16 protein-coding genes are annotated in these 13,361 nt (G+C 68.5%); 6 read left to right on the plus strand and 10 right to left on the minus strand.

Annotated elements, in window-relative coordinates; all coding sequences use genetic code 11:
- Positions 1 to 74: 74 nt before the first annotated feature.
- The gene (locus tag AC5Y43_RS07310) at positions 75 to 1,274 is read right to left on the minus strand and encodes an IS30 family transposase (protein ID WP_499971532.1); all 1,200 of its coding nucleotides are present in this window, start codon (positions 1,272 to 1,274) and stop codon (positions 75 to 77) included.
- 712 nt (positions 1,275 to 1,986) lie between these two features.
- Here AC5Y43_RS07310 and AC5Y43_RS07315 point away from each other — a divergent pair.
- On the plus strand, positions 1,987 to 2,811 hold the full coding sequence (locus tag AC5Y43_RS07315; protein ID WP_499970840.1) for a glycoside hydrolase family 16 protein: 825 nt from the start codon (positions 1,987 to 1,989) through the stop codon (positions 2,809 to 2,811).
- A gap of 6 nt (positions 2,812 to 2,817) precedes the next feature.
- Here AC5Y43_RS07315 and AC5Y43_RS07320 read toward each other — a convergent pair whose 3' ends face one another.
- From AC5Y43_RS07320 to AC5Y43_RS07330, 3 genes are read right to left on the minus strand one after another with little or no spacing between them, the layout of a single operon-like run.
- Positions 2,818 to 3,660 (minus strand): class I SAM-dependent methyltransferase, encoded by an 843-nt coding sequence (locus tag AC5Y43_RS07320; protein ID WP_499970845.1) that lies wholly within the window; start codon positions 3,658 to 3,660, stop codon positions 2,818 to 2,820.
- Positions 3,657 to 4,502, minus strand: a complete 846-nt coding sequence (locus AC5Y43_RS07325) for a class I SAM-dependent methyltransferase (RefSeq protein ID WP_499970849.1) — start codon at positions 4,500 to 4,502, stop codon at positions 3,657 to 3,659. Before AC5Y43_RS07325 ends, AC5Y43_RS07320 begins: the two co-directional genes overlap by 4 nt.
- Positions 4,503 to 4,520: 18 nt before the next feature.
- Positions 4,521 to 5,189, minus strand: coding sequence for a hypothetical protein (locus AC5Y43_RS07330; protein ID WP_499970854.1), 669 nt, complete (start codon positions 5,187 to 5,189; stop codon positions 4,521 to 4,523).
- A 58-nt stretch (positions 5,190 to 5,247) separates the two neighbouring features.
- On the opposite strand from AC5Y43_RS07330, the gene AC5Y43_RS07335 reads away from it, so the two are divergent.
- Together AC5Y43_RS07335 and AC5Y43_RS07340 are read left to right on the plus strand one after the other, a co-directional pair.
- Positions 5,248 to 6,270 carry an NADP-dependent oxidoreductase gene (locus AC5Y43_RS07335; RefSeq protein ID WP_499970856.1) on the plus strand — a complete coding sequence of 341 codons (1,023 nt, stop codon included), beginning with the start codon at positions 5,248 to 5,250 and terminating at the stop codon, positions 6,268 to 6,270.
- A 3-nt stretch (positions 6,271 to 6,273) separates the two neighbouring features.
- Positions 6,274 to 7,704 (plus strand): amino acid permease, encoded by a 1,431-nt coding sequence (locus AC5Y43_RS07340; RefSeq protein WP_499971534.1) that lies wholly within the window; start codon positions 6,274 to 6,276, stop codon positions 7,702 to 7,704.
- Here AC5Y43_RS07340 and AC5Y43_RS07345 read toward each other — a convergent pair.
- On the minus strand, positions 7,674 to 8,030 hold the full coding sequence (locus AC5Y43_RS07345) for a limonene-1,2-epoxide hydrolase family protein (RefSeq protein ID WP_499970858.1): 357 nt from the start codon (positions 8,028 to 8,030) through the stop codon (positions 7,674 to 7,676). The two genes, AC5Y43_RS07340 and AC5Y43_RS07345, sit on opposite strands and share 31 nt — an antisense overlap.
- Positions 8,031 to 8,155: 125 nt before the next feature.
- Between AC5Y43_RS07345 and AC5Y43_RS07350 the strand changes: the two genes are divergently transcribed.
- Positions 8,156 to 8,410 (plus strand): hypothetical protein, encoded by a 255-nt coding sequence (locus tag AC5Y43_RS07350; protein ID WP_499970860.1) that lies wholly within the window; start codon positions 8,156 to 8,158, stop codon positions 8,408 to 8,410.
- Positions 8,411 to 8,481: 71 nt separating this feature from the next.
- Here the strand turns inward: AC5Y43_RS07350 and AC5Y43_RS07355 are convergent, their stop codons facing one another.
- From AC5Y43_RS07355 to AC5Y43_RS07370, 4 genes are read right to left on the minus strand one after another with little or no spacing between them, the layout of a single operon-like run.
- Positions 8,482 to 8,892 carry a VOC family protein gene (locus AC5Y43_RS07355; RefSeq protein ID WP_499970862.1) on the minus strand — a complete coding sequence of 137 codons (411 nt, stop codon included), beginning with the start codon at positions 8,890 to 8,892 and terminating at the stop codon, positions 8,482 to 8,484.
- A 5-nt stretch (positions 8,893 to 8,897) separates the two neighbouring features.
- Positions 8,898 to 9,344, minus strand: coding sequence for a helix-turn-helix transcriptional regulator (locus AC5Y43_RS07360; RefSeq protein ID WP_499970864.1), 447 nt, complete (start codon positions 9,342 to 9,344; stop codon positions 8,898 to 8,900).
- A 6-nt stretch (positions 9,345 to 9,350) separates the two neighbouring features.
- A complete protein-coding gene (locus tag AC5Y43_RS07365) occupies positions 9,351 to 10,253 on the minus strand; it encodes an NAD-dependent epimerase/dehydratase family protein (protein ID WP_499970867.1) in 903 nt (300 codons plus the stop codon).
- A 17-nt stretch (positions 10,254 to 10,270) separates the two neighbouring features.
- Entirely contained in the window at positions 10,271 to 11,455 is a 1,185-nt protein-coding gene (locus tag AC5Y43_RS07370; protein ID WP_499970869.1) for an acyl-CoA dehydrogenase family protein, read from the minus strand.
- 46 nt (positions 11,456 to 11,501) lie between these two features.
- Here AC5Y43_RS07370 and AC5Y43_RS07375 point away from each other — a divergent pair, with 46 nt between their 5' ends.
- Positions 11,502 to 11,879 (plus strand): NYN domain-containing protein, encoded by a 378-nt coding sequence (locus AC5Y43_RS07375; RefSeq protein ID WP_499970871.1) that lies wholly within the window; start codon positions 11,502 to 11,504, stop codon positions 11,877 to 11,879.
- Positions 11,879 to 12,814 (plus strand): NAD(P)H-dependent flavin oxidoreductase, encoded by a 936-nt coding sequence (locus AC5Y43_RS07380; RefSeq protein ID WP_499970876.1) that lies wholly within the window; start codon positions 11,879 to 11,881, stop codon positions 12,812 to 12,814. The genes AC5Y43_RS07375 and AC5Y43_RS07380 overlap by 1 nt, the downstream gene beginning before the upstream one ends.
- Here the strand turns inward: AC5Y43_RS07380 and tpx are convergent.
- Positions 12,811 to 13,305, minus strand: a complete 495-nt coding sequence (tpx, locus tag AC5Y43_RS07385) for a thiol peroxidase (protein ID WP_499970878.1) — start codon at positions 13,303 to 13,305, stop codon at positions 12,811 to 12,813. The genes AC5Y43_RS07380 and tpx overlap by 4 nt on opposite strands.
- Between the last annotated feature and the right edge of the window lie 56 nt (positions 13,306 to 13,361).

Raw genomic sequence — 13,361 nt, forward strand, 5'->3', positions numbered from 1 at the left:
CGTCTCGTGGCGGGGTTGGCACTCAGGCCCCCGGTCGCCGAGCGTGCAGCTATCGCGAAAAAATCGGCTTGGATTCAGGCGGTCGCCGCAACAAAAGTGGACGGGTCTGACAGTAGTCGTTGGAGTTCTTCGGCGGGGGTGCGCCAGCCGAAGCGTTTGCGGGGTCGGGCGTTGAGTTCGGCGGCGACGTTGTCGAGGATGCCGGGCCCGTGAAAGGACAGGTCGGTGCCTTTGGGGAAGTATTGGCGCAGCAAGCCGTTGGTGTTTTCGTTTGTGCCGCGCTGCCAGGGACTGTGCGGGTCGCAGAAGTAGATCGGCAGGCCGGTGGCCTCGGTGATGTTGGTGTGTAGCGCCATCTCTTTGCCTTGATCCCAGGTCAACGACAAGCGGAGCACCTCGGGAATCTCGGGGATCTTGGCGGTCATCGCCTCGGCAACGGTGGCCGCGGTGCGATCGTTGGGCAGGTGCAACAGCACCACGAATCCGGTGGTGCGCTCGACGAGGGTGGCGATCTGGGATGCCTGGTTTTTGCCGATGATCAGATCACCTTCCCAATGCCCTGGAATGGCACGGTCGTCGGCTTCGGCCGGCCGTTCGCTGATGTTGATCATGTCTTTGATTCGGCCACGAGGGTCGGTTGTCTTGCGGCCCTGATGTTTTCGTTGCGTCCGCCCACTGCGCAGCGCGGCGTTGACCAGCCGGGCCAGCTCACCGCGCGGCTGAACGTACATGGCCTGATAGATCGTCTCGTGAGACACCCACATCTCCGGATCGTCGGGGAAATCTTGGCGCAGCCGGCCCGCGATCTGCTCGGGGCTGTGGCGCTTTTCTAAGCGTTGCACAACCTCGGCGAGCAGGACCGGGTTGGTTTCGAGCTTGCGCGCTTTGGGGCGTGCCCGCGCCGCATCGGCGGCGTCTTGGCCGACCTGGGCGCGATAGCCACAGCGGGTGGCTCCCCGAGCTAATTCCCGGCTAATCGTGGACGGGTTTCGCTTGAGCAGGCGGGCGGCCTCAGCCTGGCAATACTGCGCTTCGAGCAGTTCTTCTAGGCGGCAGCGCTCAACAAAGGACAACGCGCCCCGCGGTGGCGCGTCGGGCTCTTCGTCGAGATCGACATCGGCGGGGATAGGTGTTTTTGGCACGTATCCAGCCTGTTCAATCCAGCGTCGAGCACTGTGTTCCGACACGCCGACACTCACCGCAGCCTGCGTCGGTGTCAACCCCGAGTCCAACGCCTCCCAGAAAGCCTTTTTAACCTGCTGCGAATACCGGATGCCGTAGTGCTTGGTATTGGTCTGATAGCCCGCAGTTCGAGCCCACGAGCGGCCCGTCGCGCCCGACACCCCAGCCACCGTCGCCGCCGCCGTCGGCGACAACCCCGACCTAACCGCCCTCCAGAACACTTCGCGCACCGACGCCGCCAACTCGACGTCCAGCTTCACACCATGACCACGAAACCCCGTCTGAGATCCCACGAGCAACACCCTTCAACGAATCAGGTGTTGCAGCGATCACTTGAGGCTGAGCGGGAAAATCCCGCAGCAGCTACACACTCGGCAAAGGTCGCCGATTTAGTCAGGCTGGGGTATCGCCGCTCGAGTAGACGGTGAAATTGCGAATGACGTCGCCCGCCGCGTATTTACGGGCGAGATAGGACGGATGACGGCGCATCGCTGCTCGCCGCTCGCGTTCCCGCTGCCGCGCCGCGACCCATGCCGGATGCGACCGAAGGTGGATAACCTGAGCCTCTGACGCATTCGCCACGATTCCAACTCCTCCCGATCAACCCGCAATAACCACCGCGGCGGTTTATGGGTTCGTGATCCAGAATGCCCCGGCAATACTGTGACCAAACCCTGCGCCGGGATGAGAATTAGCCATGAATTTCGGCGTCATCCCGAAAACCCGGTGCTGCGGACTCTAGCGGCGGACACCGACATCCACGGTTTCGCGTCGAGCCGGTGCCGCTGCTATGGTGCGGTGCTTATGCCGGAGATGGATCGCCGCCGCATGATGTTGACCGCCGGGATCGGCGCGCTGGCAGTCGCGCTGCCCGCCCCGAAGGCCCGCGCTAACCCGCCCCGACCGGCGCCCGGGGCGCCCAGCGGCCAGGCCGGGAACTACATCTTCCACGACGAATTCGACGGCCCGGCAGGCTCGGCCCCTGACGCGTCGAAGTGGGCGGTGGCCAAGGCCCGCGAGACGATCAAGGACCCGACGTACTGGGAGCGGCCGGAAAACATCGGGCAATACCGCGACGACCGCCGCAACGTGTTCGTCGACGGCAACTCCAACCTCGTTTTGCACGCCGCGAAGGATGGTCCCACGTACTTCAGCGGCAAGGTCCAAAGCCTGTGGCGCGGCGGCGTCGGCCACACCTGGGAGGCGCGGATCAAGCTCAATTGCCTGACCGCCGGCGCCTGGCCCGCCTACTGGCTGGGCAATGACGACCAGGGCGAAATCGACGTCGTCGAGTGGTACGGCAACGGCAGCTGGCCGTCGGCCACCACCGTCCACGCCAAGGCGAACGGCGGCGAATGGAAGACCCACAACATTGCGGTGGACGGCGCCTGGCACACCTGGCGATGCCAGTGGGACGAGGCCGGCATCCGCTTTTGGAAGGACTATTCCGACGGCGCGCAGCCGTACTTCGACGTGCCGGCCAGCTCGCTGCCGGACTGGCCCTTCAACGGGCCCGGCTACACCGTGTTCCCGGTGTTCAACCTCGCGGTCGCCGGCTCCGGCGGCGGCGATCCGGGGCCGGGCAGCTATCCCGCGGACATGCTCGTCGACTGGATCCGCGTCTGGTAAAGGCGCTCAGCCGAATTCGAGCAGGGTGTAGGCCCCGCGGAACGGCTTGGTCGGGCCGAAGTGCCAGAACGCGGGGAACAGTTTCCCGAAGATCACGCCGCGACCCTTCGGCATCGGCACGTCGTGCACCGCTGTGACTCCGGGCATGGTGTTGGCCAGGTCCGCCAGTTGATTCACTGAGAGGCTGAAGGGCATCGGCGGCACCCGGTAGCGCCGCGACGACAGCATCCCCCGCGGCGCCAGCTTCTTGACGAAGATCGGCGGCAGGTCGAAGAACATCTGCCCGCCCGGAAACCGTTGGGCGCATTCGGCGATCAGCCCTATGGCCTCGTGCGGCTGCAGGTACATCAGCAGCCCCTCGGCGGTGATGAATGCCCCCCGGCTGCCGTCGATCTCGGGCATCCAGCCGTAGTCCAGCGCCGACTGGGCGAGCTCGGTGATCCGCGGCGATACCGGCAGCAGCCGCCGGCGAAGCTGGATGACCGGCGGCAGATCCACTGACACCCAACGGAATCGCGCGTTCGGCAGCGCGCTGTTCAGCCGCCAGAAGCTGGTTTGGAACCCCTCCGCGAGCGCGACGACCGTCGCCTCAGGATGCTCGGTGAGGTACGCGATGGCGCACCGGTCGACGGCCAGCGAGCGCAACGCCATCTCCTGGCCCTTGCGCCCGAATTTCTCGAAGTCGAAGTCGATCGACTCGACGAGCTTGATCGCCATCGGGTCGTCGATGATCGGGTCCGGGTGGGCGGCCTGGTCGGCCCTGCCGTACAGGGTGAGCAGCGCGGTCTCCGAGACGCCGGTCAGCAGGCTGGCATCCACCTTGTCGGGGGTGCCGTCACCGGCGCTCAATGGGTGAGCAGCGCGGTCGCGCTCCAGACCCTGCGACCCGGGTTTCGCGGGTCCGGCTGCGGCAGCCAGGTCAGCGGACGCATGTACAGCGGCAGCCGATGCAATTTGTGGGCGGCCAGATACAGCGCCTGCACGTCCACGACGCGCCAGCCCAGGTCCTCGAAGAAGGCCAGCCCGTTCGCGGGGGCGAACTTGAACGGCGCGTTTTGCAGCATGCCGGCCATCTTCTTGTTCATCATCTGCCGCAGGCCGGGCCCGGCGAAGTCGAGCATCCACCAGGCCACCTCGGGGCGCTTGAACGCCGCCGACAGCGAGGCGATGTCGCCGTCGTCCAGGTACATCGACAGGCCCTCGGTGAGCACCAGGGCCTTGGTCGCGCCGCGCAGGGCGTCGTCGAGGAAGGCGCCGCGGGCCCGCGCGTCGGCGAGGTCGACGGCCGTATGGGTCAGCCGGCAGCGCGGCGTCTGGTCGGCCAACAGCCGGGTCTTCTCCTCGAGCAGCTTCGGCAGGTCGGCCTCCACCCAGGTGAAATCGGCCGGCAGGTCCAGCCGGTACGGCCGGGTGTCCAGGCCGGCGGCCAGGTTCAGCACCCGGTCGCAGCCGTTGGCGATCGCGTCGGCGATGGCGTCGTCGATGATCTTGGTCCGCGCCACCAGCCACCACCCGTTGCGGGTCGAGCGCGGCACCCGCGCGACGATGGCGCGGCCGTGTTCGCCGGCCAGCAGCCCGGCCAGCGGATCGCTGAACAACGCGTCGGGGCGGGCCGATTCGGTCGCCCGGTGCAGGGCCGTCCACCGGGCGGTGTCGGAAACGTGGGTGATCGTGTGCGCGGAGCTTGGCATATCAGCGTTATAGCAGGCCTACTGGCCGGCCTTGGCGCCGGCGAGCCACACGGCGGTCACCGCGCGGGTCTGCGGCGGCGGGAAGACGGCGCCCGGTTCGCCCAGCCGGCCGACCTTGACCGTCCACACCGGCGACGAGCGGTCGATGCAGGTGCCGGGACCCGAGTCGGGCAGCCACAGCACCGCGGGGTTCGCGCCGGGCGGGCTGCCGCATCCGTAGACGCCGACGTACCCGTCCGCGCGGCCGCCCCAGGCGCCGCCGTTACGGAACAGGCACTGGGTGCCGTCGTCGAGCGTCAGCGCGAACGGGTCCGGGTTGGCGTTCGCGCGCACCGGCGGCAGCGGGCCGTCGTAAGTCACGCGGTGCATGCTCATGGTCCACGGATTGTCCACGCACAGCAGCGATCCCGGCGTCGACGGCCAGCAGGCGTTGGCGCCGGCCGCGGTCGGTGAGCAGTAGTAGACGTCGTCGGCGACCGCCGACGGCGACGGGGTCGAGCAGTCGCCGGCCCGGCCGACATTGCCCGGTCCCGTCGCCTCGCGGTAGCCGTTGATCGGCTGGCCGGCGGGGCCGACGGCGACGGTGGTGATCACCTGGGTCGGCGGCGGGTCGGCGCCCGCGGGCACCGCCGATGAGCAGACGCCCGCCGTCAGCACGGCGATGGCGATCAGGGCCATTCGCGACATCACATTCACCATCCTGATCTTCCTGTCCGGCGACCTCCCGGTCCAGTACGGTGCGCATATGTCCGAGCGAAACCGCCGCTTTCTGCTGAGCAAGCGCCCCACCGGGCGCATCGGCCCCGACACCTTCCAGTTGAGCGAGGGCGCCGTGCCCGAGATCAGCGACGGCGAGGCCCTGGTGCGCGTCGATTGGATCTCGCTCGACCCGACCAACCGCATGTGGATCAACGACACCCCGACGTACCTGCCGCCGGTGGCCATCGGCGAGGTCATGCGCGCGGGCGGCCTGGGTGAGGTCGTCGCGTCGAAGAGTCCGCGGTATGCGGTCGGGCAGGTCGTGCAGGGCCTGCTCGGCTGGCAGGAATACGCCGTCCTCTCGGACACGTCGCTGGTCATGCCGCTCGAGCTCGCCGAGGGGGTCGCGCCGAGCGCGTACCTGGGCGCGCTGGGCACGACCGGGCTGACGGCGTGGATCGGGATCCGCGACATCGGCAAGCCCAAGCGGGGCGAGACGGTCGTCGTCTCGGCGGCGGCGGGCGCGGTCGGGTCGGTGGCCGGGCAGCTCGCCAAGGCCGACGGCGCGCGCGTCGTCGGGATCGCCGGCGGCCCCAAGAAATGCGCCCTGCTCACCGAGCGGCTCGGCTTCGATGCGGCCGTCGACTACCGCGCCGACGACTGGGTCGCGCGGCTGGCCGCGGCCACCCCCGACGGCATCGACGTGGACTTCGAGAACGTCGGCGGCGACATCATGGACGCGGTCTTCGCCCGGCTGAACATCGGTGCGCGCGTTGCCCTTTGCGGCCTGATCTCCGGCTACAACGCCGCCGACCCACCGCCGGGACCGCGCGCGTTCGGCAATTTGCTCATCCAGCGCGCGACGGTGCAGGGCTTCATCGTCCTCGATCACCTGGGCCGCGCGGCGGAGGCAGCCACCGGCATCGCGGGCCTGATCGCCGACGGCAGGCTCACGCCGCTCGAGACCGTGGTCGAGGGCTTCGAGCAGCTGCCGACGGCGATCAACATGCTGTTCGACGGAGCCAACGTCGGCAAACTCGTGGTCAAGCTTCGCGACGACGGGGCATAGACGATTGCGCAGCCGCGGCCAGGACTGCAGAGGCGCCTGGGGAACCGTCACATCCAACTGATCGCGATCGGCGGGGCGATCGGCACCGGCCTGTTCATGGGGTCGGGGCGGACGATCGCCCACGCGGGCCCGGCGGTCGTGCTGGTGTACGCGGTCATCGGCTTCTTCGTGTTTTTCGTGCTGCGCGCGATGGGCGAGCTGCTGCTGTCGAACCTGAACTACAAATCGTTCGTCGACTTCGCGGCCGACCTGCTGGGCCCGGCGGCCGGGTTCTTCGTCGGCTGGTCGTACTGGTTCGCCTGGATGGTGACCGGCATCGCGGAAATCGTTGCGATCACCGGCTATTCGAAGTTCTGGTGGCCCGGCGTGCCGGCGTGGCTGGTGGCGGTTGTGACCACCGGGGCGATCCTCGCGGTCAACCTGGTCAATGTCCGCAACTTCGGCGAGGTCGAGTTCTGGTTCGCCTTGATCAAGGTGGCCGCGATCGTTGGCTTCATTATCGTCGGCTTCGCTTTGGTGGCGACAAATTTCGTTTCGCCGCAAGGACATCGGGCGGCGGTCGAGAACCTCTGGAACGACGGCGGATTCTTCGCCACGGGTTTCATGGGCGCGGCGGGCGGGTTCCAGATCGCGTTTTTCGCGTTCGTGGGTGTGGAGCTCGTCGGCGCCGCCGCGGCCGAGTCGGCCGACCCGGGCCGCACCCTCCCCCGCGCGATCAACGCCGTCCCGGTCCGAGTGGCGATCTTCTACGTCGGGGCGCTGCTGGCGATGCTGACCGTCGTGCCGTGGCGCGAGTTTCCCAGCGGCGAATCGCCGTTCGTGACGATGTTCTCCCTGGCCGGGCTGGCCGCCGCGGCATCGGTGGTCAATTTCGTGGTGACGACCGCCGCGGCGTCCGCGGCCAATTCCGGGGTCTTCTCCACCGGCCGCATGCTTTTCGGCCTGGCCGACGAGGGCAGCGCCCCGGCGGTATTCTGCCGCCTGAACCGCGGCGGCGTTCCGGCGACCGCCCTGTTCCTCACCGCGACGCTGCTGCTGACCTCGATTCCGCTGATCTACCTCGGCGGTTCGGTACTAGAGGCGTTCACGCTCGTGACGACCATCGCCTCGCTGCTGTTCCTGTTCGTGTGGGCGATGATCGTCGTCAGCTACCTCGTCTACCGGCGGAAGCACCCGCAGCGTCACGCCGATTCGTCGTACCGGATGCCCGCCGGTGTCGTGATGTGCTGGACCGTCCTCGGGTTTTTCGCGTTCGTGGTGTGGACCTTGTGCACCCAGCGCGAGACCGCGATCGCCCTGGCCTGCTTTCCGGTGTGGTTCGTGGTCCTGGCCGTCGGGTGGCTTGTGGTGCGGCGCCGGCCCGACCGCGTCGAGAAGTATCGCCGGTTCAGGGCCGAGATGGGCTACGACGCGGCGTTGGGCACGTCGAAGTAGTCGCGCCAGGCGGTGATCTTGTCGCCGTCGACTTCGAAGGCTCCCATCACCCGGGCATGGATGGATCTGCCGTCGTAGACGAAGTGGTCGAGGCGCTCGGTCAACACCACGTTGCCCGCGACGGCCAGATTCAAGATCTCGATGTTGCCTTCCGACGTGCGGTCGACGTATCCCTGTACGGCCTTGCGGATTTCGTCGCGCCCCGAGACGGCGCCGAGGGGCACGTTGTCCCATACGGCGTCGTCGGCGAAGTGGCTGACGATCTCGTCGACGTCGAGTCGACTCCAGGTGTCGAGTTCGGCGCGGACGACGTCTTCGGGACTCATGGGGCGACAGTAATGCACCGCGAAACCGCGTGCACGTTATTGGGATCGGTAGCCGATGCCCCGCTTTGTACTTGTCGCAGTGACGACGCCATCCCGGCGGCGCCTCATGAAAGGAAGCCAGAGAAATGAAGATCGTGCCCACCAGCATCGAAGAGCAGATCAACCGTGTCGACCGTCAGCGCAGCCTGTACTTCGGGATCAGCGCCGGCCTGGTCGCGGCGTGGAGCGCGTTCCGCCTGATCTGGGTGCTGTACCTCGGATTGACGTTCGGCTGGTTCTTCGGGGCGATGGCCTTCCAGCTGGTGCTGTGGGGGGCAATCGGTGCGGTCGCTGGGATCGCGGCCGTCGGGTTCCTGACTCGCTACTCCAAGGGGTCGTGAACCTGGCGCGCTGTGCGCGCCGGGGAAGTCCCGAACCTGCTGGGAGGGTTCGGGACTTTTCCCGTTGTCGCTCAGCGCAGTTGCTGGATGCGGATCAGGTTCCCGGCGGGGTCGCGCACGGCGCAGTCGCGGAGCCCGTATGGCTGCTCGGTTGGCTCCTGGACGATTTCGGCATCGGCGGCCTGCAGCCGCTCGAAGGCCCCATCGAGGTCCTTGGTTGCCAAAAGCAGCATCGCGTAGGTGCCCTTGGCCATCATCTCCGCGATGGTGCGGCGCTCGTCGTCGGTGGTGCCCGGGTTGGCGGCCGGCGGGTTCAACACGATCGACGTGCCGGGCTGATTCGGAGGGCCGACGGTGATCCAGCGCATCGCACCCTTTCCGACGTCGAGGCGCACCTCGAAGCCGAGGGTGTCGCGATAGAAGGCCAGGGAGGCTTCCGGGTCCTGGTGGGGCAGGAAGCTCGAATGAATCGTGATGTCCATGAACGTCAGGCTAGGTGCGGCCCGGTGACGCTCGCTTCTCGATTCCTGATCGGTCTGGTCACCTGCTTGGCGACGCACGGCGGTATCCCCGCGGTCGCGTCGGCCGCCCGGCGCCGATACGTGCTGGGGGGCATGCCGACCAGTTCGGTGAACCGGGTGCTGAAGGTGCCCAGCGACGAGCAGCCCACCGCGAAACACACCTCGGTGACACTGAGATCACCGCGACGCAGCAGCGCCATCGCGCGCTCGATGCGCCGCGTCATCAGGTACGAGTAGGGCGATTCGCCGTAGGCGCACCGAAATTCGCGACTGAGGTGCCCGGCGGACATGTGCACCCCTCGGGCGAGGGCTTCGACGTCCAGCGGCTGGGCGTAGTCCCGGTCGATCCGATCGCGGACGCGGCGCAGCAACGCGAGATCGCGCAGTTGCTGCTGGCCGGAGCTACCGGTCATCAGGCCTCAGGCGCCGACGAGCTCGGGATGGAACTTGGCGGCCATGCGGCGCAGGCCGTCTCGCCAGTCGACCGTCGTGCCGCCGACGAGCTCGTGCATCCGGGTGACGTCGGTGGGATTGCCGCGCAGCGCCTGCTCGCTCTCCTCGAACACCGGCTCCCTGCCGACCAGCGAACCCAGATAGCCGCACCATTCCTGCAGGCTGACCGTCTGGTGGCCGCACCAGTTGACCGTGGTCGCCGGGACCGTCGCCGCCTCGAGCAGCTTCGGGATGGTCGCGATGATGTCGTCCTCGTGGATCGGGTTGTAGCACGCCGGCCCGCCGGGCGGGACCGGGATCGGGATGCCGGCCAGCATCATCTCCATGTGGTAGAACGGCCACCCGCCGTTGTCGCCGTAGGGGACGTTGAGCCGGGCGATGATCGTGGGCACGTCGAGAACGCGTGCCATCGACCGGGCGACGACCTCGCCGGCGATCTTGGAGATGGAATAGGTGGGAAACAACGGCTTGTGGTTGTCGCCCAGCGCGGCGGACTCGGTCCGGACTTCGTCGCCCGGCGGGTCGTACACGGCCCCGGACGAGCAGTGCAGGAACGCCTTCGCGCCGCGGCAATGCGCCATCAGCGGGCCGACCGACTCGGCGTTGGCCTTGAGGTCCTTGTCCCAGCTGCCGCTCTTGGCCACCGCCAGATTCAGGACGTAGTCGAAATCGGTTGGCAGCCCGGTGAAGTTGCCGGCCGCGAGGTTGACCGTCTGGCAGCGAATCCCCGCCCGCTCCAAGCCTTCCCGCGCCGCGGAGTCGGTGAAGCGGGCGATGCCCCACACCTCGTTGTCGGCCGCCAGCGCCAGGGCGATGGGGGTGGCGATTTGACCGGTCGGACCGGTGATCAGGATTTTGGCGTCGCGCATGAGCTGATCGTAGGCGTTCACAGGCCGGGCTGATCTTCGATGATGCCCAGCCAGATCTGCGCGACGTCGATCGCGACCTTCTCGCTGATGAAGGCGTGCTGGGTGCCGGTGTAGATGTCGCGGAACGCGCGCTCGAGTCGGCTGCCCTCGCGGATCGAGCTGGTGCCGGCGACCAGGTGCGCCCACTCGGCGCAGGCCCGGGCCGTGTCGGTGGCGTACACCGCGGCCACCCGCATGTCCGCGCGCAGCGCCGGGGTCAGGTCTGCCCCGGCGGCGACGGCGGCCTCGGCGGTGGTGAACGCGTCGAGCACCAGCAGACGCGCGGCCCGCCAGGCCGCCCGGTGATGGGCCAGCCCCTTCTGGAACGTCGGGCGGCTGGCCAGCGCCGCCATGTCGCTCATCCGGAACTTGGTCGCCGCCAACTCCTGGACGTCGTCGAGCATGCTCTTGGCCACGCCCAGCGCCCACGACGCGTGGCCCGCCGCGGTGACCGGCATCAGCCCCATGCGCGTGGCCGGCGACGTGCCGCGGTAGGGCTCGCGGACGAACAGCTCGAAGGTGCGGCCGTCGGGCACGAAAACCTCTGTGGCGCTGTAGTCGTAGGAGCCGGTTCCCTTGAGCCCCTGCACGTACCAGCCGTCGTCGAAACTGATCTGCTCCCGCGGCACCACGGCGACCCGCATCTCGGGGAATCCCTCGCTGATCCAGCGCATCTCGCCGTTGTCCATCGGGAAGAACCCGGCCGCCACGTACTGCGAGTGACCGATGCCCGAGCCGAAGTTCCACGCGCCGCTCACCACGTAGCCGCCGTCGACCACGGTGCCCTGCCCGTTGGGGAAGAACTGGCCGCCCATCGTGACGCGGTTGTCGTGCGCGGTGAACACCTCGGCGAACCCGTCGTCGGGCAGATAGGCCGCCGCGGCGAACGACGACGGCAGGTTGGCGATCCCGACCCACCCGAACGACCCGTCCTGCCAAGCCATTTCGATCCACGCCTCGATCATCTCGGCGAACGAGGGCTCCACGCCGCCGGCCGGGATCGGGTTGAACGCCGACATCAGGCCGCTGGCCCACATCTCGTCGACGATCGCCGGGGTCAGGGTGCGCGCCCGCTCGGAGTCGGCGGCCTCGGCGCGCACCAGCTCGCGCATCCCGCGGGCCAGCGAGACCACCCGGTCCTCGGTGTCGGCTAACGACGTCATCGGCGTCCTCCTCCAATCGGCGGTCCGATCACTCTACGGTGTGCTTGTGCGCTGGATTGTCGACGGCATGAACGTGATCGGGAGTCGCCCCGACGGCTGGTGGAAGGACCGCGGCCGCGCCATGCTGACGCTGGTCGACCGGCTCGACCGGTGGGCGCCAACCCAAGGAGGCCAAGTGACCGTGGTGTTCGAGAAGCCGCCGTCGACCGCGATCGCCGCGTCGGTGGTCGAGATCGCGTATGCGCCGAAGGCGGCGGCCAATTCGGCCGACGACGAGATCGTCCGGCTGGTGCAGGCCGACGCACGGCCGCACGAGATCCGGGTCGTCACCTCGGACAAGGGGCTGGCCAGCCGCGTCGCCGCGCTGGGCGCCTCCGTCGAGCCGGCGGCCGGCTTCCGCGACCTGATCGATCCGCGCGGCTGATGGCCGGCAACCGCGTCTGCGCACTCGCCGGGATCGACATCCCGATCATCCAGGCGCCCATGACCTACATCGCCGGCGCCCAGCTGGCCGCGGCGGTCTCGAAAGCCGGCGCGCTGGGGATCATCGAAACGACATCCGAGCAGGGCCGGGCCGACCTGCGCCGGGTGCGCGAGCTCACCGATCGCCCGGTGGGCGCCAACATCGCGCTGCTGTTCAACCGCGACCCGGCCGTGATCGATCTGCTCGTCGCCAACGGGATCCGGTTCGTGACCACCTCGGCCGGCGACCCGTCGCTGTTCACCGACCGGCTGCACGACGCCGGTCTGACCGTGTTCCATGTGGTGGGCACGCTGGCCGCCGCGCAGAAGGCCGTCGACGCCGGCGTGGACGGGCTGGTGGTCGAGGGAGTCGAGGGCGGCGGGTTCAAGAACCGGTTCGGCGCCTCGACCATGGTGCTGCTGCCGTTGGTCGCCGCCCACGTCGACGTGCCCATTGTGGCGGCGGGTGGGATCTGCGACGCCCCGTCCATGGCCGCCGCCCTGGTGCTGGGCGCCGAGGGCGTGCAGATGGGCACCCGGCTGATGGCCTCGGCGGAATCACCGGTGCACGGCAACCTCAAGCGGGCCGTCGCCGGCGCCGACGAGACGGCGACGGTGTTGCTGCCCCTCGACGGGAAGCGGATGATGCGCGTGATCCGCACTTCCGCCGCCGAAAGGCTGGACCGCACTGGGTCTTTCGAGGACGGCGGCGCGGCGCTGCAACGCGTGCAGCGGCTCTACTTCGACGGCGACATGGACGCCAGCGTCGCCAACACCGGTCAGGTGGCCGGCCGGATCGACGACGTCCCGCCGGCCGCCGACATCATCGAACGGATGTGGACCGGCTGCCGGCGGGTGCTGGCCGCCACGGCCGAACGGCTGGGGCAGGCGGGTTAGCTCACCGCGGCCAGCGCCGCGTCGTAGTCGGGCTCCTGCGCGATCTCGGGCACCAGCTCCGTGTACGCGACGTTGCCGTCGGCGCCGACCACGACCACGGCGCGCGCCAGCAGCCCGGCCATCGGACCGTCGGTGATGGTGACGCCGTAGCTCTGGCCGAAGTCGTCGCGGAAGGCCGACCCGGTCTTGACGTTCTCGATGCCCTCGGCGCCGCAGAACCGCGCCTGGGCGAACGGCAGGTCGTTCGACACGCACAGCACCGACGCGCCGGTGGCGGCCGCGCGCTCGTTGAAGGCCCTCACGCTGTTCGCGCACACCGGGGTGTCGATGGACGGAAAGATGTTCAGCACGACGGGCTTACCGCCGAACTGGTCGCTGCTGAGCGCGCCCAGGTCCGTGCCGGTCAGGCTGAAGGCCGGGGCCGGGGATCCGACGGCGGGAAGCTCGCCGGCGGTGTTGATCGGATTTCCACGCAAGGTTATCTGTGCCATGGCCACAGTCTGCCAAGGCCGATGCGACCGCCTCGGGTCAGGTCGACATGTCCTAA

Source organism: Mycobacterium sp. NGS57 (assembly GCF_059812405.1).